Genomic DNA, 17,208 nt, shown 5'->3' on the forward strand with positions numbered 1-17,208 from the left:
CCCCGGCCAGCCGGTCGGATCGGGAGCTGATCCCAGCAGCCAGTGTCGCGTTTCTAAATGGCTGACAACGTCGCAGCCCTATTCAGCTTTGACATCCGATGTAGCGGGGTACATTATATTTCCAAGTGCGACATGCCAATGAATTCAATGGCTTCATTTTGGAGATTTTGGCATGTCCCGATGCTATACGCAGATCACCCTCGCCGATCGCCGACGACTACATCAGTTGGTAGCGGCAAGAGTTCCCGTCAACGAGATGGCCCGCCAGCTTGGCCGTCACCGCTCGACGATTTACCGGGAGATCAAACGCAACACGTTTCATGATCGTGAGTTGCCCCAGTACGATGGCTACTACAGGACTGTAGCGCAGGATATTTCCAACGAACGCCGACGGAGACTGAGAAAGCTGCGACGCTACCCGAATTTGCGCGAGGAGATCATTACCCAGTTGGAGGCACGCTGGTCTCCTGAGCAAATCGCTGGTCGCCTGTTATTGGGGCCGGATAGAAATGCGACATCGGAGAGCTAAAGAAGCGACCGGGTGACAACATGCACGATATGGCTTTCCCACTGCGCGAGCGCGCTGGCATCTTCTAGGTCTTTGTTGAAGATCGTCGAGAGCGTGTACCGGTTTGACAGGTAAAAGAAACTTAGCGAAAGGCTAGAAAGAAAAACGTTCAGAGGATCGACGTCACGTCGAAAACTGCCCTCGGCGGCTCCCCGATCCAGCAGTCCCCTTAACTGTTCGACAAGCTGATAGTTAAGGTGCCTACCATTGGCGGACGCTTGAAGGTATCTTGCCCTGTGCAGATTTTCAGTCTCCAGGAGACTTAAGATCTCAGGGTTCTCGAGAAAGTAGCGCCAGACGAAACGAACGATCGCTTCGACGCCTTCAAGTGGCGAGCATTCGCTAAGGCGAAGCGAAGTCTCTGCAAGGCGCATTTTCCTAAGTCCGTGATCCAGCACTTCGGCATACAGGCCCTCCTTGTCCCCAAAGTAATGGTAGATCATGCGCTTGTTCGACTTGGCGCGTTCCGCAATCTTGTCGATCCGCGCTCCACCTAAACCATGAGCGACGATCTCCTCAGTCGCAGCTTTTAAGATCGTATTCCTTGTCCGCTCCGGATCCCGTCGCCCACCAAACACGTCGTGACCCATGCGTGCGACCTCGCCCCTCACATATTCGGATAAACAGGCCCCTCGCCGCCCTGCGGCGGCACCCAGTTGATGTTCTGGTTGGGATCCTTGATGTCGCAGGTCTTGCAGTGGACGCAGTTCTGGGCGTTGATGACGTAGGTCTCCTGCCCGTCCTTCTCCATCCACTCGTAGACGCCTGCAGGACAGTAGCGCGTCGAGGGACCGGCGAAGATGTCGTGCTCCGACGACTTCTGCAGCGCCATGTCCTTGATCTTCAGATGAACCGGCTCGTTCTCCTCGTGATTGGTGTTCGACAGGAACACCGAGGAGAGACGGTCGAAGGTCAGCACACCGTCAGGCTTGGGGTAGTCGATCTTCTTGTGTTTGGCAGCCGGCTCCAGCGAGGCGGCGTCGGTCTTGCCGTGGCCGAGCGTGCCGAAGAAGGAGAAGCCGAGGAGCTGGTTGGTCCACATGTCGAGACCGCCGAGCGCGACGCCGATGGCCGTGCCGAACTTCGACCACAGAGGCTTGACGTTGCGGACCTTCTTCAGGTCCTTGCCGATGTCGCTTGCGCGCCATTCGTTCTCGATCTCGATGACCTCGTCATTGGCGCGACCCGCTGCGATGGCGTCAGCGATCCTGTCCGCCGCCAGCATGCCTGAGAGCACGGCGTTGTGGCTGCCCTTGATGCGGGGAACGTTGACGAAGCCGGCGGAGCAGCCGATCAGGGCGCCGCCTGGGAAGGTCAACTTTGGCACCGACTGATAGCCGCCCTCGGTGATGGCGCGCGCGCCATAGGACAGGCGCTTGCCGCCCTCGAAGGTGGTGCGGATCGCCGGATGCGTCTTGAAGCGCTGGAACTCTTCGAAGGGATAGAGATAGGGGTTCTTGTAGTTCAGGTGGACGACGAAGCCGACGGCCACGAGGTTATCTTCCAGATGATACAGGAACGAGCCGCCGCCGGTCTTCATGCCGAGCGGCCAGCCGAAGGAGTGCTGCACGAGGCCCTGCTTGTGGTTCTCCGGCTTGACCTGCCAGAGTTCCTTGATGCCGATGCCGAATTTTTGGGGTTCGCGATCCTTCTGCAGGTCGAACTTGGCAATGAGCTGCTTGGCGAGCGAGCCGCGCACGCCTTCGCCGATCAGCACGTACTTGCCAAGCAACTCCATGCCGCGGGTAAAATTCGGGCCGGGTTCGCCGTTCTTCTCGATGCCCATGTCGCCGGTGGCGACGCCGATGACAGCGCCCTCGTCGTTATAGAGCACTTCGGTGGCGGCGAAGCCCGGATAGATCTCGACGCCGAGCGCTTCCGCGTGGCCCGCCAGCCAGCGACAGACGTTGCCGAGCGAGACGATATAGTTGCCGTGGTTGTTCGTCAGCGGCGGCATGGCGAAGTTCGGCAGGCGGATGGAGCCGGCCGGGCCGAGCAGCAGGAAGTGGTCGTCCTGGACTTCGGTCTTGAACGGATGATCGGCCTCTTCGCGCCAATCCGGCAGCAGCCGGTCGATACCAACAGGATCGACGACGGCGCCAGACAGGATATGCGCGCCGACTTCTGCGCCCTTCTCTAGCACCACGACGGAGAGTTCGGGATTGACCTGCTTCAACCTGATCGCAGCCGAAAGGCCGGCAGGACCGCCGCCGACAATCACGACGTCGAATTCCATGCTCTCGCGTTCGGGCAGTTCAGTCGTCTCGGTCATCAAATCGACTTCTGAAGTTCCGGCAGAACCTCAAAGAGGTCACCCACCAAGCCGTAGTCGGCGACTTGGAAGATCGGCGCTTCCTCATCCTTGTTGATCGCGACGATCACCTTCGAATCCTTCATGCCGGCCAGATGCTGGATGGCGCCGGAGATGCCGCAGGCGATGTAGAGATCGGGCGCGACCACTTTGCCGGTCTGTCCGACCTGCCAGTCGTTCGGTGCGTAGCCGGCATCGACCGCCGCACGGCTCGCCCCCACTGCAGCACCGAGCTTGTCGGCAACCGGCAGGATGACTTCCTGGAACTTCTCCGAGGAACCAAGTGCACGGCCGCCGGAGATGATGATCTTGGCGGATGTCAGCTCCGGGCGGTCGGAATTGGCAATGGCCTCGCTTACGAAGGACGACAGGACCTGATCGGCCACCGCTGCGACGCTTTCTACAGCGGCAGCTCCGTCCACTCCCTTGGGAGGGAATGAAGCTGTTCGAACAGTAATGACCTTCTTGGCGTCGGTTGACTGCACCGTCTGGATGGCGTTGCCGGCATAGATCGGGCGCTTGAAGGTGTCGGCCGAGACGACTTCGATGATCTCGGAAACCTGGGCGACGTCGAGCAGGGCGGCGACACGCGGCAGGACGTTCTTGCCGACCGAGGTGGCAGCCGAAATGATGGTGTCGTAGCTTGCGGCCAGCGAAACGATCAGGTCGGCCAGCGGCTCGGCGAGATTGTTGGCGAGCTCGTCGCTTTCGGCGAGCAGGACCTTGGAGACGCCGGAGAGCTTGGCCGCAGCATCGGCTGCGGGCTTGGCGCCCTTGCCGGCGACCAGCACATGCACGTCGCCCCCCTGATCCTTGGCGATCTTGGCGGCTGCCGCGAGCGTCTTGGCGGTCTGGTCGGAAAGGGTTGCGTTGTCGTGATCAGCCAGAAGAAGAATGGCCATGATGATATCTCCTTTCTCGAACCTTAGAGGACGCCAGCGGACTTGAGCTTTTCGACGAGCTCAGAAACCGATGCGACCTTGACGCCTGCCTTGCGGCCGGAGGGCTCCTCGGTCTTCAGCACCTTGAGCCTCAGTGCGGTGGAAACGCCGAAATCGGCGGGCGTCTTCTTGTCGAGCGGCTTCTTCTTCGCCTTCATGATGTTGGGCAGCGAAGCGTAGCGCGGCTCGTTGAGACGCAGGTCGGTGGTGACGACAGCAGGCAACTTGACGTCGATGGTCTGCAGGCCGCCGTCGACTTCGCGGGTCACGGTCGCCTTGCCATCGCCGATCTCGATCTTCGAGGCGAAGGTGGCCTGCGCGGTGCCGAGCAATGCCGCCAGCATCTGGCCGGTCTGATTGCTGTCGTCATCGATCGCCTGCTTGCCGACGATGATGAGGCCCGGCTGTTCGGCGTCTGCTACGCCCTTCAGGATCTTGGCGACGGCGAGCGGCTCGACCTGGTCGTCGGTCTCGACGAGAATGGCGCGGTCGGCACCCATGGCGAGCGCGGTGCGCAGCGTTTCTTCAGCCTTGGCCGGACCGATCGAGACCACGATCACTTCCTCTGCCTTGCCGGCTTCCTTCAGGCGAAGCGCCTCTTCCACCGAGATTTCGTCGAAGGGGTTCATCGACATCTTGATGTTGGCCAGTTCGACGCCCGTGCCATCCGGCTTCACGCGGATCTTCACGTTGTAATCAACCACCCGCTTTACCGGGACGAGAATTTTCATCGGTATGCTCCTGATTTAGCAGACACTTCGGAAACGCTCGACGAGCACGTCGAGAACCTCGCCAGGTTCGCGTCTCCACCAGTTGTCTTTGGAAAAGATTTCGACCTCACAGAGCCCTTCATAGCCGGCGGCTTCCACTGCCCCCCGGATACCTCGTATGTCGGCCACCCCGTCTCCCATCATTCCTCGATCAAGAAGAACGTCTTTGGTATCAGCGAGCCAATCGCAAAGATGAAAACCATATATCCGACGCGCACCGGCACGATGGAGCTGGTTCGGGAGATCCGTGTCCCACCAAACATGATAGACGTCGACGGCTATGCCAAGGTTCTCTGCTCCGATCACCTCGCAGAGGTTGACGGCGTCTCGAACGGTGACCAAGCAGGACCGGTCGCCACCATAGACAGGATTCAACGGCTCCAAAGCCAGGCGTACGCCCGCTCTCTCTGCAAACTCGCAGGCTGCGGCGACCCTGTCTGCGACGATCTTGAGGCTCTCGGACATACCCTTCGTCCCCGGTTCGACACCTCCCACGACGATCGTGAGAATTGGGGCTTCCAAGGCGGCAGTCATGTCGATCGACGAGCGGAAGTCATCAAGCACCGCTTCCCTGCCCTTGGGCGCAAGTGGACCCACAAGAAACGGAGAACGGCATAGTCCGGCGACCTGCAGTCCCGCAGCTTTCGCTCGCTGGCCGATGGCGGTCGCGTTCGACCCAATTTCACGTCTCCAGAAGACGACGCCGCCATATCCCCTCGCCGCGCATCCATCGATAACCTGTTCAGGCGACCACCCTGCCCCGAAGCCGTCCACATTGTGGCCAAGGGTAGCGGTGTTCAACGCCAGGGCAGAATGGTCGCCTGAGAAGTCACGCAATTCCATTCGCTCCGTAGACGGCGAGCAGTTGGTTGAAGCGATGAACGGCGAGCTCCGGATCGCGAAGGACTCCGCATTCATCGGCAAGGCGGAAGACTTCGGAGAAGTAGGTGAGCGGGCGCATCGCTTGATGGCCGTTCAACATCACGAAGTGATCCTGGAAACCGTTCAGCCAGGCGAGGAAAACCACGCCGGTCTTGTAATACTGCGTCGGGCTTCCGAAGATCGTTCGGGCGAGCGGTACCGTCGGATCGAGTATCCGATGGAAACTGTCCTTGTCGCCGGCAGCGAGTTGTGACATCGCAAATGCTGCGGCGCCGGCCAGAGGGTCGAAAATGCCAAGGAGTGCGTGGGAGTATCCGACCTCGTCACCGGCAATCAGCTCCGGATAGTTGAAGTCGTCGCCCGTGTACATCTTCACTCCATGGGGAAGGAGACGCCGCATCTGGATCTCCTTCTCCTTGTCGAGAAGCGAGATTTTGATGCCGTCGACCTTGCTCTGGTTCGCCGAGATAATTTCTAGGCAGGTCTGCATCGCCGCCTCGAAGTCCCCACCGCCCCAATAGCCGGCCAGCGCAGGGTCGAACATGTCGCCAAGCCAATGCAGGATGACCGGCCTGTCGCACAAAGCGAGTGCTTTTCCATACGCGGCGACATAGTCCTTGGAGCTCTTCGCAGTGGCGGCGAGCGCCCTGCTGGCCATAAGGATAACGTCGCTTCCAGTTCCTTGAATGGCTTCAAGCTGACTTGCATAGGCGCGGTCTACGTCGTCGAGCGTGCGTACATCCTTCGGGTTCAGGTGGTCTGTTCCGGCTCCGCTGTAGACCAGTGCGTCCGGCAGTTCCGACTTCGTACGCTGGACCAGTTCAAGCGCGCCCTTCCAATCAAGGCCCATGCCCCGTTGGGCGGTATCCATCGCTTCCGCGATGCCCAAGCCCAGGTCGTGAAGATGGCGTCGGAAAGCGAGGGTTGCATCCCAATCGACCGCTGCTGCGGAACCAGGATTGGTGTCTGCAAATGGGTCAGCGACTACGTGCGCTGCCGAGAAGACGCGCCTATTGAAAGAGCGGGAGAAATTCTCTGTCGGCAATGGGCGCGCAAGCAGTTCATAGGTCTTAGACCGGCCGCTTTGATCAGGAAGAGCGATACGCATGAGTGAACCTTTCAGAACCTTGGAACCAGCATGCCGGCATCGGCCGACAGAACCTGTCCCGTCATGTACGGAAGCGCCCCAGTTGCGAGCGATCGAACGATAGTACCGATCTCGCTTGGAAGACCAAGGCGCGGGAAAAGCGTCAGACCATCCTCTGCGCGGCGCTGATATGTTTCTCGGACAGCGGCGGTCATCTCGGTTTCAATAAGCCCAGGTTGTACGTCGAATACTGCGATGCCATCTTGGCCAAGCCTCGCCGCAAAGACCTTCGAGATCATTGCTGCGGCCGCCTTCGAAGCGCAATATTCGCCCCTTTGAACCGACGCCGCGACAGCGTTGGACGAGGTCACGTTGACGACCGAGTAGAACAAATCAGGGGAGCGCGACTGACTCACGAGACGTTTCGCAAAGGCCTGGGTCAAAAAGAAGTGCGCCTTCGCGTTGATCGCCATGCAACGATCGTAGCTCTCCTCGGTGACGTCGAGCAGATCTCCCCGAGAAAGAACGCCCACGCCCGCATTATTGACGAGCGTCGTCAGCGGGCCGAGGGCGTCCTCGGCTGCTCGAAGCAAGTCTACGTGTCCAGCAAGGCTGGATACGTCACCGGGAACGGCTGCGACCCGAATGCCTTCGCTACGCAGCGTCTCCGCTGCGATCGCAAGTTCGTCGTCGCGCCCGAAGTCGTTCAGAGCTACCGAGAACCCTGCCGCGCCCAGCGCCTTTGCGATACCGAGGCCGATGCCGCGACCAGATCCGGTAACCAGCGCGACCTGCCCTGGATTCCCCGCCATCACCGCGCTCCGTTCTTGATGAGCTGACGAGCAATGATCATACGCTGGATCTGGTTGGTTCCTTCGTAAATCTGCGTAATTTTGGCGTCACGGTAGAGGCGCTCGACTTCAAAACCGCGGATGTAACCGCTACCGCCGAAGATCTGTACGGCGTCAGCGGTCCGAGCCACTGCCATATCTCCCGCGAAGCATTTAGCCATGGAACATGCCTTCGTCGCATCCTCGCCCGTGTCGATTTTGCTGGCCGCACTACGGACAAGAAGTCGGGCTGCTTCGACGTCCTTGGCGATGTCCGCAAGCAACCACTGGACACCCTGAAACTCCGAGATGGCGGAATTGAATTGCTTGCGCTGCACCGAATATTCCAGCGCCGCTTCGAGACCGGCCTGGCCGATGCCCACGGCGAGAGACCCGATACCAACGCGCCCCTTGTCCAGAACGCTCATCATCATATGGAAACCGCGCGCCTCCTCGCCGAGCAAGGCGTCGGCCGGAAGCGATACGTTGCTGAACGTCAGGGCGCCGACCTGGCTCGCCCTCTGACCCATCTTGTGTTCCTTCGGTCCACGCTCAACGCCTGCTTGGTTCAGGTCAACGATAAAGATGCTCATGCCACGATGACCGGCGGTCTTGTCCGTGCGGGCGAGAACGAAGCCAACGTCTGCGACCGGAGCGTTGTGAATCCAGATTTTGCCGCCGTTCAGCTTCCATCCAGTTCCATCCCGCTCGGCGGTGGTACGCAGCCCGGAAAGGTCGCTGCCTGCTTCCGGTTCCGTGAGGCAGTAGGCAACCTTGGTCCGCATTGTCATTACATCGGCGAGCAGTCGTTCTCTTTGCTCTTTCGTCCCGTGACGGACTAGCAGCGTCGTGATGAGCTCGACTAGGCCGCATTGGTCGGCGATCGATGCGTAACCGCGCGAGAGCTCTTCCATGACGACGGAATACGCAAGTGTGTCGAGACCCGGTCCGCCCATCTCTTCAGGAACGCCGATACCGAAGAGGCCGAGCTGGCCCATTTGTTCGTAGATCTCCGAAGGAAATCTCTCCTCTTCGTCCAGCTTGTGGGCGACCGGCCGGATGACGTCGTCGGCGAACTGACGAGCGGTCTCGCGAACCTGTTCATGGATCTCGGTGAGCAGCATGTTTCGACCTCTAATTATGTAACTGGTTAGTTACCGATTAACAAAGAAAAGGCTTCCAGTCAACGGCTTGCCAATGGTCGTTATCGGTATTTAGGAATCTCGATTCCAGTGAATAGATACAAATGGCTCGTCGAATTTTCGAGCTTTCAGGTCGGCATAAATCGAGGAAGGATCAGTGGGCGAGACAGCTCGCACGAGTCCTTCTGTGCAAATGCGGCCGTCGGCGAGCCAATGGAGAATTTTTGCAAACCCCGAGAAGACGCTCTGGGGCTGGTTGTTGTAGCCTTCCAGAAGCTCTTCCCATTTGAAGCTTTTGGAGAGGATCGGAACCTCCCATTCCCAACCGCTTCGAAGATGGACGAAGTTGTTGAAAACAGCGTGCAGCACGTCATGCGCATACAGATCCGTCAGGCGCCGCCAAGGAACTCCGACAAGGACCACCTCGCCATGTGGACGCGTGATTCTGCACCCATCGAGGACCGCTCCCTCATGGCCGGAGCAATCGACGACGAGCGCCGCCTGTCCCGCAATGCGAGGATCGTCGAAAGGCATAGCCGGATAGACCTGCTTTATCCCGGCGCCGAGCACCTGACGCCGGCGAATGGGATCCGGGTCGACAACGGCCACCTCGTATCCGGAGAGCTGAAAGAGTTGCGATGCCAGCAGGCCGACGGGACCGGCGCCTGTGACGACAACGACATCTCCAGGCCTTGCCTTGGTCGACATCAAGGTTGTCATTGAAACACCGGCCAGTCGCGTGAGTACCGCAATTTCGGGAGCGAGATTGTCCGGAACCTTCAGGACATACCTGAAGTCCAACTGCTGGACGCTCCTGTGCGGCCCCATACAGAATAGATGGTCACCAGTGGCGACGCCCGTAACCGAGGCGCCGATCTCCTGAGCCTCGAAAACCGCTGCATATCCTGGCCTGAGGGGAAAGGAATCGCCGGATAGCCAAGCGAATTCCGTTCCCGGACTGATAAGGGAGACAATTGTGCGTCCCCGCACTTCATTGTCGCCAAGCGGTGATAGTTCAAGTTGCTCGATCTCCGCCCGGTCTTTCGCGGAGAACACGATACCATTTGCCATTGTTCTGCTCCTAGTCCAGATCGAGCGAGTTCCCAGTCTCGCTGTCGAAGAGAGACAAGCCCGCGGGTTCGAAAGTGAGATTGATAGAGGTGTCGACCGACGGTCGTGAGCCGGCAGGCATTTGCGCAACAAACTCCTGACGACCACTTCGAAGATCGACCAGCGCATCGACGCCTAGTTACTCGACCACCTCCACCTTCGCTGTGATCAACGGTTGTTCGCCCGCGCGCAACCAGCCGGATGTCGCTAGGCCGCACGCCGAGCGTGATTGCCTGGCCCTGATGTAAACGGCCCCTGAGACGTGCAGGCAATGGGACGGAGAGGTCATCGCATTCCAGAACGACGTCATTGCCGACGGCCTTGGCATCCACTCGTTGAAGGCCTCCTCACATCCGGTTGAAAGTGAACTTTCAGCCACCTGGCCTATTCCACGTCCGGCTCTCGGCGGGACGCGAACACGTCAATCAAGGGGCGACCAGAGCCGTGGACAGCCATCCTTCGCGTATCCAAGCGGACCGTCCATGCTAACAAGCTCAAGAAACTGGCCCCATGGCGCGCGAAGGTAGACCCACGTGAGCCCGGCCATTGGGCCGCTCTCCACATATGTCGGCCCATCCAGCACATCGACGCCGTGAGCGCGGAGCCGTTGCGCGGCTGCATTCGCGTTGTCGACCTGAAAGGCGACATGGAAGCCCCCAGGCTGGCTGTTGCGCTTCAGCTCGGTCGCGCCATCTTCGCCCGAATATTGGAATAGCTCCAGGTTGCTGCCGTTGCCGACGCGCAAAACCTTAATGTTTTCGATACGGCAACGACCCGGCACGCCCAACCGGCGTTTCATGTATTCGTCGTCGCCGTCCACCTTGCCCGTTTCAATTGCGGTTACGGCGCCGAAGATCTTTTCAAAGAACTCGACTGCCTCCTCGAGGTTCGGCACGGTGAAACCAAAATGCTCAATTCCGTAAACTTTCACGCAATCCTCCTTACCGGCTACATACCCAGGAGATCATCAACAACGCTGATTTAAGTATGTATCTAGTTAGTGCATTACATAGGTCTCATGTTCACCGGGAGTCAATTAAAAAAACCAGCATGATTTTCAGGCTAATCTCTTATTTTCATCCACTTACGCATAACTTCGTCATGGACGAACGAACACGTCGGCAATCCCTTGTCCGGATGCCGTTGGATGAACTCGGGTGTGGAGCCATGAACCTAACGGGACATCCGAGCCCGCTCGTTTCGTTCATGCTCGAGCACTGCGGGCGGTAGCGAAGGTAGACCGCGAAGAAGGTCTGACGCGTTCTCACCAATCATGATTGTTGGCGCATTAGTGTTCGAGGCGTTGATGAGGCACCCCTCCTTGTCCTGCCATGCGACATAGTCGAGCGCGTTTCCTCTAGTGTAGATCTGGGCATTGATGGTGGATCCGCCGCCGATCACCTTCGCCTGGGTGTACCAAAGCACTCTATCATTCATGTGCTTCTGGGGAACGGTCGACCAGTCCCAGCGCGCGATAACCTTGGTCATCCTCGCGAACCCGGCCGGCATTCGAATGGCGGGTGACTATCACGGCCACCGGCCTCGACGAGTAGGACCTTCATGCCGGCGTCCTCGCTCAGACGGTTCGCCAACACGCACCCAGCGCGACCAGCTCCAGTGATAATGTCATCGAATTTCTGCAAGAACACCCCGCCCAAAGCTCTTGTCACCCGCCACGGGATCTGCAATGTAACTAACTACTTGGTGCATTAGCAAGGGAGGAAGCTCATGAATCCATCAACTAAAGTGAAATTCGGGAGAACGAACCTCGAAGTAACCCCGTTTGCGTTCGGCGCGGCGCCCATTGGCAATTTCTCGAGACCGATCAACGAAGCGGCATCGGATGACATGGTTCAACTCGCATGGGGCGCTGGCGTTCGTTACTACGACACTGCACCGATGTACGGACACGGCCTGTCGGAGTTGCGGTGCGGCCACTCGCTTCGCTGGAAGGACAGGGATGACTTTGTCTTGTCGACGAAGGTGGGGCGTCTGCTCAAGCCAAAGAAGCGAAGCGAGATCGAGTTCTCGCCCTGGAACAACGCCGCCGCAAACGAGATGGTGTTCGATTACACCTACGACGGCGCGATGCGTTCGTTCGAAGACTCGCTTCAGCGGCTAGCACTTGAGCGAATCGACATCTGCTTTATTCACGATATCGACAAGTTCACTCGCGGTGACGCGCAACCCGAGGTCTTCAAGGCAGCGATGGATGGCACGTGGAAAGCCTTGTCCAAGCTCAAGGAAGAAGGAGTGGTGGCTGCGATCGGCGTTGGGGTCAATGAATGGGAAGTCTGTTACGACGCCCTGCAGCAACATGACTTCGACTGCTTCTTGTTAGCGGGTCGTTACACGCTCCTCGAACAAGAATCCCTCGACAAGTTCCTGCCACTCTGCGAGGAGCGCGGCGCGGCCGTAGTTATCGGCGGCGGGTTCAATTCAGGTATTCTGGCTACTGGGGCAGTGGACGGCGCGAAATATAACTACGTGCCGGCGCCTTTCGAAATCCTCGATAGAGTAAGCAGGATCGAGAAGGTCTGTAAGGAATATGACGTGCCGCTCCCGGCAGCGGCGATGCAGTTTGTTGTCGCTCATCCGGCTATTGCGTCCTTCATTGCCGGAACGCGAACGGTCGATCAGCTCCAGAAGAATCTCGATTGGTTCAGCCATCATATCCCAGGTGAATTCTGGGCGGAGTTGAAGAAGCAGGGCCTCATTCGCGAAGATGCGCCGACACCAAGCGCTTGATTCATGAACGCGCAGATATTGAAGGCCGGTTCTCCCCGGCCTTCTTTCGTTTACTCGATCAGCACAGCGCGAAAATCATTTACGTTCGTGCCGGTTGGCCCAGGCACGAACAGATCTCCTACAAGCGAAAATGCCGTATAGGCGTCGTTGTTGGCCAAGAGCATTTTGGGATCTTCTCCCATCAAGCGAAGACGTGCAGCAGTCGTTCCGTCTGCGAAAGCACCCGCATTGTCCTCGCTACCGTCGATACCGTCTGTGTCGGCGGCGAACAAGTGGACGCCGTCCAGGCCTTCAAGGCCCATGGCAGCCGACAACAAGAACTCGGTGTTTCGCCCTCCCCGTCCGCTGCCGTGCAGCGTGACGGTGGTCTCGCCACCAGAGAGAAGCAACGCGGGCCGGTCAAAAGGCTGGTCTCGTAGAACGATCTCTCTTGCGACCGCAGCGTGGAATCGGCCCGCTTCACGAGCTTCGCCCTCCATCGCGTCGGACAGGATGGCCGCTCGAATCCCGAGACTTTCGGCTACCCGCGCAGCCGCTGCAAGCGATCGGCCGGCGGAGGCAATTACGTGGACCTCGTTCCTCGCGAAGACACTGTCGGTCACGCCAGGCGCCGCGGAGCGCCCGCTTCGAATATGATCCATTGCCTGCTCAGGCAGTTCGATGCGGTATTGCTTGATTGCAGCGAGTGCATCGTCGGGCGTGGCCGTGTCCGGGATAGTCGGCCCTGACGCCACGAGGGCCGGATCGTCTCCGGGGATATCGGACACCACAAGCGATATGACCCTTGCCGGCGCGGCCCTGGCGGCCAGCCGGCCGCCCTTGATACGCGACATGCATTTGCGGATGGAATTCATCGCCGCGATTGGCGCACCAGACGCCAGCAGTGCGCGGTTGAGTGCGATCTCGTCATCGAGCGTCATTCCATCGGGCGGCGCGGGGAGAAGCGCGGACCCTCCACCGCAAACAAGCGCCACCACCAGATCATCCTCTGTCAGGCCAGAAACCATCTTGAGTAACTGCTCGGCAGCGTCCAATCCGGCAGCGTCAGGAACGGGATGCGATGCCTCTAGCACCTTGATCCGTTCGCAGGGCACCGAGTAGCCGTAGCGGGTCACCACAACACCCTCCAGATGTCCTTCCCAATTGCGCTCGAACGCCCTGGCGAGTTGTGCGGCGCCCTTGCCTGCCCCAACTACGACGGTTCTTCCCTTGGGTCGTTCTGGGAGGAAGTCTAGTATCGCCTTCTCTGGATCGGCGGCCGCAACTGCCGCCTCGAAGAGCGATGTCAAAAACGCTCGTTTATCAGCCCGCATGTCACGAATCCTTGAATTTCGGCTTTCGCTTATCCCTAAAAGCTGCAACGCCTTCTGCGAGATCCTCAGTGTAAGCGACGCTCATCGCAGCGACCGTATCAAGGACTCGAGACACCTCCTCGCCTTCCGCAGCGTTTATCAGCATCTTGACCACTTCAGTCGCAATGGGTGCGCGAGACCGCAATGTCGCAATAATTTCACTCGCCTTAGCCAGCCCCTCGCCCTTTTCCACGAGTACCTCGACGATCCCCGCGGCCACAGCCTGTTCAGCAGTCAGCACCTCGCCAAAAATCGCCATCCTACGGACGACAGACGGCCCGAAACGACGTACGGTCCGCTGCGTACCCGACCATCCGGGGATGACGCCCAACCCCGCTTCGGGCAGGCCGAATTTTACATGCATTTCGGCAATGCGTAGATCTGCCGCCGCCGCGAGCTCGAGGCCGCCACCGAAAGTGTGGCCATTGAGCACTGCCAGGACTGGCACCCGTAGCCTTGCGACAGCGTCAAACGCATCGTGCCCACGGCGGATCCAGTGCCTCCCGAACTCCTGGGGCGTCAAACCGGCCCAGGCTTTGATATCCCCACCGGCGGAGAACGTTTTCTCTCCATCGCCAGTGATCACCATTGCCCTGACGGTTGTGTTCTTCTCGACGACGCGGCAAGCGGCGTAGATCTGTTCCACCGCCGCGTCGTCGATCGCATTCAGGCTTTCTTTGTGTCGAAGCGTCAGGAACGCCGTGTCGCCCTCAATTGTAAGGACGACCCGTGGATTGCACCCACTCATGCGGCATCACGGTTGGTGTGTGTAACGACATCCTTTCCGGGATAGAACAAGGCGGCGTCCATGATCTTCAGATCCGAGGCCACGCGCAGCGGCGTCTCTGTTTGGTCGAGGATGTGCGTCTGGAGGTCTACGCCGGGCGCAATTTCGGTAACAAGCAGTCCTTCCTGGGTGAGCTTCATGACGCAACGCTCGGTGACGTAGGTCACGTCCTGACCCTGGGCAACGGCGCGTTTGCCCGAGAAAGAAACTTGCTCGACCCTGTCGACAATCTTCGCGACCTTGCCTTCGCGGTCGATGACCAGCTTCCCATCGGCCATGGACAACTTCGCCGCAGCGTTGAAGTAGCCGGAGAAGACGATCTTTTTCGCGCGCGAGGTGATGTCCACAAAGCCGCCGGCACCTGCCGTGACGTGCGGGCGTGCGGTTAGCTTGGAGACGTTGACCGAGCCGTCCTTGTCAATTTGGAGGAACGACAGCAAAGACGCGTCGAAACCTGCTGCCTGGAAGTACGCGAACTGGTGCGGCGATGCGACGAATGCTTCGGCGTTCGAAGAGCAGCCGAATTTGAAATCGAGCAGCGGTATTCCTCCAACGGCGCCCTGCTCGATAACCCAGGTGACGTCGCCATGGCGGCCTTCCTCGAGAAGGATTCGCGGCACATTCGCGGAGATCCCGAAGCCGATGTTCACGGCCCAACCGGCCTGCAGTTCACGGGCCACACGACGTGCGATGACCTTGGCGACGTCGAACTCGGGAAGCCGGAAGCTGTCGAGTGGACGGAACAACTCTCCCGATATAGCAGGATCGTACGGCGTAGCAGTCGTCTGAAGCTGGTCCGGGGCCTCGACGATATAATCGACGAGAATTCCCGGCACCCGTACATCGTGCGGCTTCAATGTACCCGATTTGGCGATCCGCTTAACCTGCGCAATGACGATTCCGCCACTGTTGTGCCCAGCGAGTGCGAGTTCCATCGCGCCGAGATAGGCGCCTTCATGTTCGAAAGTGAGATTACCCCGCTCATCGGCCGTGCTCGCCCTGATGATTGCCACGTCGGGGCGGATAGAGGGGAAGTAAAGCCAATCCTCACCAGCGAAGTTCTGTCGGAAAACGATCGGCTCGCCGCGTGCGGCGTCGTTCATCGCGCACCCTTCCTGCTCGGGGTCGACAAACGTATCCATGCCGACCTTGGTCAATACGCCGGGACGAAGAGATGCTCCTTCTCGAAGGATATCGAACAGCACGCCGCTCGGGACGTTGTAGGCCGCAATCTCATTTCGACCCAACATCTGCCAGATCAGCGGGGGCTCGGCAGAGGACGGACCGGAGGGGTAAGAGCCTCCGATGATTTTTTTGATGAGGCCCGGCTGAGCGAGATGATCGACGCCCTTCGTGCCGAACATATCTCCAGCGGCAATAGGATGAATGGTCGTGAGCCCGCGCGGGACACCCTCGTTGCGAAAACGCTCGCCGATCGCGGCAAGCACCGCATCAGGGCAGCAAAGTCCACTGGATGAGTTCACGGCGACGATCGAGTCGCTCTTGATCAGAGCGGCTACTTCGGTGGCGTTTTTGACTTTCGACATAGGCTTCCTCCCGGCCGTTGCAAGTAACTGGTTAGTGCGTTATATGAGGTCGAATAAGGAAGTGCAAGCTTGAAAAACAACGCGTTCCGGCGGATTTTAGCCGCCTGTTAGTTTGGAATTTTTTTCAGGACTTATCGGAGGAGGATAGGAAGTGTCGGTTTGTTTCAAGCCAGGTTACGAGCGGGCATTTGGCACTTACCCGCTCAAAGGGGAAGATTTGAGCAGAGCATTCGCCGCTGCTTACGAGGTCGGCTATCGCGCATTCGACACAGCTCAGATGTATGGAAACGAAGCCGATGTCGGCGCTGCGATCAGAAATGCGAACGTCCCCACCGACGACATGCTCATTACGACTAAGGTTCATCCGGACAACTACGGAAACGACCTTTTCATCAAATCCGTCGAGGCGAGTCTGCAAGCGCTAGGCTTGTCGCGAGTGGATTTGCTCCTTCTGCATTGGCCGGACACGTCCGGCGACAATAGGAACGCCTTATCGCTCTTACGGGAGGCAAAACAAATGGGGCTCGCCGCTGAAATCGGGGTATCCAACTTCACCGCAGCTATGATGAAGGAGGCCCAGTCGTTTCTCGATGGTGAGGTTGCGATCAATCAAGTTGAATTCCACCCGCTCCTTGACCAGTCAATTCTTCTCGCGGCATCGTTAGAGTGCGGTGTTCCCCTAGCCTCATTCTGCTCGGTTGCCAGAGGTGAAATTTTCAAGCACCAAGAATTCGATGAGATCGGGCAGCGTTATGGGAAGACGCCCGCGCAGGTCGCGTTGCGCTGGATCCTTCAAAAAGGCGTGGCAATCAACACGATGTCCACCAAGGTGGATAACATGCGCGCCAACTTTGACATCATGGACTTTACCCTTTCAAGCGTGGACGTCGGGCGCATCGATAGCCTCAACCACACGAACTACAGGTGCGTTGACCGGACAAAAGTGCCTTGGGCACCCGAGTGGGACGGTCCGTCCGCATAAGCCGTCATGGACAAGCAAATGGCGCTGGCACGACTCTTTGAGCTGGCTTTGATCACCCAGGGCGGCCGCGGCGGAAATCGCGGGTGCCTCCAAACTCTTTTCGGCGGATATCATCTCACAAAAGTGTCTGAAAAATTTTCGGCGAACCGGT

The 17,208-nt window shown here is 58.8% G+C and carries 15 protein-coding genes and 2 pseudogenes; 3 read left to right on the forward strand and 14 right to left on the reverse strand.

Going from position 1 to position 17,208, the window contains the following annotated elements; translation table 11 throughout:
* Window positions 1-172: 172 nt before the first annotated feature.
* Window positions 173-493: pseudogene (locus ACIQUB_RS30820) on the forward strand (helix-turn-helix domain-containing protein); the annotation flags it as partial.
* A gap of 32 nt (window positions 494-525) precedes the next feature.
* Here ACIQUB_RS30820 and ACIQUB_RS30825 read toward each other — a convergent pair.
* The 11 genes and pseudogenes from ACIQUB_RS30825 to ACIQUB_RS30875 all read right to left on the reverse strand — a co-directional run.
* Window positions 526-1,158 carry a TetR/AcrR family transcriptional regulator gene (locus ACIQUB_RS30825; protein ID WP_402935625.1) on the reverse strand — a complete coding sequence of 211 codons (633 nt, stop codon included), beginning with the start codon at window positions 1,156-1,158 and terminating at the stop codon, window positions 526-528.
* A gap of 17 nt (window positions 1,159-1,175) precedes the next feature.
* Window positions 1,176-2,840 carry an electron transfer flavoprotein-ubiquinone oxidoreductase gene (locus ACIQUB_RS30830; RefSeq protein WP_402935628.1) on the reverse strand — a complete coding sequence of 555 codons (1,665 nt, stop codon included), beginning with the start codon at window positions 2,838-2,840 and terminating at the stop codon, window positions 1,176-1,178.
* The gene (locus ACIQUB_RS30835; RefSeq protein ID WP_402935631.1) at window positions 2,840-3,781 is read right to left on the reverse strand and encodes an electron transfer flavoprotein subunit alpha/FixB family protein; all 942 of its coding nucleotides are present in this window, start codon (window positions 3,779-3,781) and stop codon (window positions 2,840-2,842) included. The genes ACIQUB_RS30830 and ACIQUB_RS30835 overlap by 1 nt, the downstream gene beginning before the upstream one ends.
* A 23-nt stretch (window positions 3,782-3,804) precedes the next feature.
* Window positions 3,805-4,551, reverse strand: coding sequence for an electron transfer flavoprotein subunit beta/FixA family protein (locus ACIQUB_RS30840; RefSeq protein WP_402935634.1), 747 nt, complete (start codon window positions 4,549-4,551; stop codon window positions 3,805-3,807).
* A gap of 15 nt (window positions 4,552-4,566) precedes the next feature.
* A complete protein-coding gene (locus ACIQUB_RS30845) occupies window positions 4,567-5,433 on the reverse strand; it encodes a sugar phosphate isomerase/epimerase family protein (RefSeq protein ID WP_402935637.1) in 867 nt (288 codons plus the stop codon).
* Complete coding sequence (locus ACIQUB_RS30850; RefSeq protein WP_402935640.1) at window positions 5,420-6,580, reverse strand: dihydrodipicolinate synthase family protein; 1,161 nt, start codon at window positions 6,578-6,580, stop codon at window positions 5,420-5,422. Before ACIQUB_RS30850 ends, ACIQUB_RS30845 begins: the two co-directional genes overlap by 14 nt.
* Before the next feature lie 11 nt (window positions 6,581-6,591).
* On the reverse strand, window positions 6,592-7,371 hold the full coding sequence (locus tag ACIQUB_RS30855) for a 3-ketoacyl-ACP reductase (RefSeq protein ID WP_112974457.1): 780 nt from the start codon (window positions 7,369-7,371) through the stop codon (window positions 6,592-6,594).
* A complete protein-coding gene (locus tag ACIQUB_RS30860; protein WP_402935645.1) occupies window positions 7,371-8,513 on the reverse strand; it encodes an acyl-CoA dehydrogenase family protein in 1,143 nt (380 codons plus the stop codon). The genes ACIQUB_RS30855 and ACIQUB_RS30860 overlap by 1 nt, the downstream gene beginning before the upstream one ends.
* A gap of 90 nt (window positions 8,514-8,603) precedes the next feature.
* A complete protein-coding gene (locus tag ACIQUB_RS30865) occupies window positions 8,604-9,602 on the reverse strand; it encodes a zinc-binding alcohol dehydrogenase (RefSeq protein ID WP_402935648.1) in 999 nt (332 codons plus the stop codon).
* A 460-nt stretch (window positions 9,603-10,062) separates the two neighbouring features.
* Window positions 10,063-10,572, reverse strand: coding sequence for a VOC family protein (locus tag ACIQUB_RS30870; RefSeq protein WP_402935651.1), 510 nt, complete (start codon window positions 10,570-10,572; stop codon window positions 10,063-10,065).
* Between the two features lie 380 nt (window positions 10,573-10,952).
* Window positions 10,953-11,284 (reverse strand): annotated as a pseudogene (locus ACIQUB_RS30875) (GMC family oxidoreductase N-terminal domain-containing protein); the annotation flags it as partial.
* Between the two features lie 85 nt (window positions 11,285-11,369).
* On the opposite strand from ACIQUB_RS30875, the gene ACIQUB_RS30880 reads away from it, so the two are divergent.
* On the forward strand, window positions 11,370-12,389 hold the full coding sequence (locus tag ACIQUB_RS30880) for an aldo/keto reductase (RefSeq protein WP_402935654.1): 1,020 nt from the start codon (window positions 11,370-11,372) through the stop codon (window positions 12,387-12,389).
* A 50-nt stretch (window positions 12,390-12,439) separates the two neighbouring features.
* On the opposite strand, the gene ACIQUB_RS30885 is transcribed toward ACIQUB_RS30880, so the two are convergent.
* Genes ACIQUB_RS30885 through ACIQUB_RS30895 form a run of 3 tightly spaced genes read right to left on the reverse strand, consistent with a single transcriptional unit; the run spans window position 12,440 to window position 16,075 of the window.
* On the reverse strand, window positions 12,440-13,702 hold the full coding sequence (locus tag ACIQUB_RS30885) for a glycerate kinase (protein ID WP_402935657.1): 1,263 nt from the start codon (window positions 13,700-13,702) through the stop codon (window positions 12,440-12,442).
* Between the two features lies 1 nt (window position 13,703).
* Window positions 13,704-14,489 (reverse strand): enoyl-CoA hydratase/isomerase family protein, encoded by a 786-nt coding sequence (locus tag ACIQUB_RS30890; protein ID WP_402935660.1) that lies wholly within the window; start codon window positions 14,487-14,489, stop codon window positions 13,704-13,706.
* Window positions 14,486-16,075: an acyl CoA:acetate/3-ketoacid CoA transferase gene (locus ACIQUB_RS30895; RefSeq protein ID WP_402935663.1), complete on the reverse strand. Its 1,590-nt coding sequence runs from the start codon at window positions 16,073-16,075 to the stop codon at window positions 14,486-14,488. The genes ACIQUB_RS30890 and ACIQUB_RS30895 overlap by 4 nt, the downstream gene beginning before the upstream one ends.
* A 151-nt stretch (window positions 16,076-16,226) precedes the next feature.
* Between ACIQUB_RS30895 and ACIQUB_RS30900 the strand changes: the two genes are divergently transcribed.
* Window positions 16,227-17,057 (forward strand): aldo/keto reductase, encoded by an 831-nt coding sequence (locus tag ACIQUB_RS30900; RefSeq protein WP_402935666.1) that lies wholly within the window; start codon window positions 16,227-16,229, stop codon window positions 17,055-17,057.
* The last annotated feature ends 151 nt before the right edge of the window (window positions 17,058-17,208 follow it).

This window comes from Rhizobium sp. NPDC090275 (assembly GCF_044772225.1).
Lineage (GTDB): Bacteria > Pseudomonadota > Alphaproteobacteria > Rhizobiales > Rhizobiaceae > Rhizobium.

Excerpts from the sequence above, each read along its gene's own strand:
- ACIQUB_RS30860 (WP_402935645.1), bottom strand. The coding sequence starts at position 8,513 with ATGCTGCTCACCGAGATCCATGAACAGGTTCGCGAGACCGCTCGTCAG.
- ACIQUB_RS30850 (WP_402935640.1), bottom strand. The coding sequence starts at position 6,580 with ATGCGTATCGCTCTTCCTGATCAAAGCGGCCGGTCTAAGACCTATGAA.
- ACIQUB_RS30845 (WP_402935637.1), bottom strand. The coding sequence starts at position 5,433 with ATGGAATTGCGTGACTTCTCAGGCGACCATTCTGCCCTGGCGTTGAAC.
- ACIQUB_RS30865 (WP_402935648.1), bottom strand. The coding sequence starts at position 9,602 with ATGGCAAATGGTATCGTGTTCTCCGCGAAAGACCGGGCGGAGATCGAG.
- ACIQUB_RS30885 (WP_402935657.1), bottom strand. The coding sequence starts at position 13,702 with ATGCGGGCTGATAAACGAGCGTTTTTGACATCGCTCTTCGAGGCGGCA.
- ACIQUB_RS30825 (WP_402935625.1), bottom strand. The coding sequence starts at position 1,158 with ATGGGTCACGACGTGTTTGGTGGGCGACGGGATCCGGAGCGGACAAGG.
- ACIQUB_RS30830 (WP_402935628.1), bottom strand. The coding sequence starts at position 2,840 with ATGACCGAGACGACTGAACTGCCCGAACGCGAGAGCATGGAATTCGAC.
- ACIQUB_RS30855 (WP_112974457.1), bottom strand. The coding sequence starts at position 7,371 with ATGGCGGGGAATCCAGGGCAGGTCGCGCTGGTTACCGGATCTGGTCGC.
- ACIQUB_RS30880 (WP_402935654.1), top strand. The coding sequence starts at position 11,370 with ATGAATCCATCAACTAAAGTGAAATTCGGGAGAACGAACCTCGAAGTA.
- ACIQUB_RS30890 (WP_402935660.1), bottom strand. The coding sequence starts at position 14,489 with ATGAGTGGGTGCAATCCACGGGTCGTCCTTACAATTGAGGGCGACACG.
- ACIQUB_RS30895 (WP_402935663.1), bottom strand. The coding sequence starts at position 16,075 with ATGTCGAAAGTCAAAAACGCCACCGAAGTAGCCGCTCTGATCAAGAGC.
- ACIQUB_RS30835 (WP_402935631.1), bottom strand. The coding sequence starts at position 3,781 with ATGGCCATTCTTCTTCTGGCTGATCACGACAACGCAACCCTTTCCGAC.
- ACIQUB_RS30840 (WP_402935634.1), bottom strand. The coding sequence starts at position 4,551 with ATGAAAATTCTCGTCCCGGTAAAGCGGGTGGTTGATTACAACGTGAAG.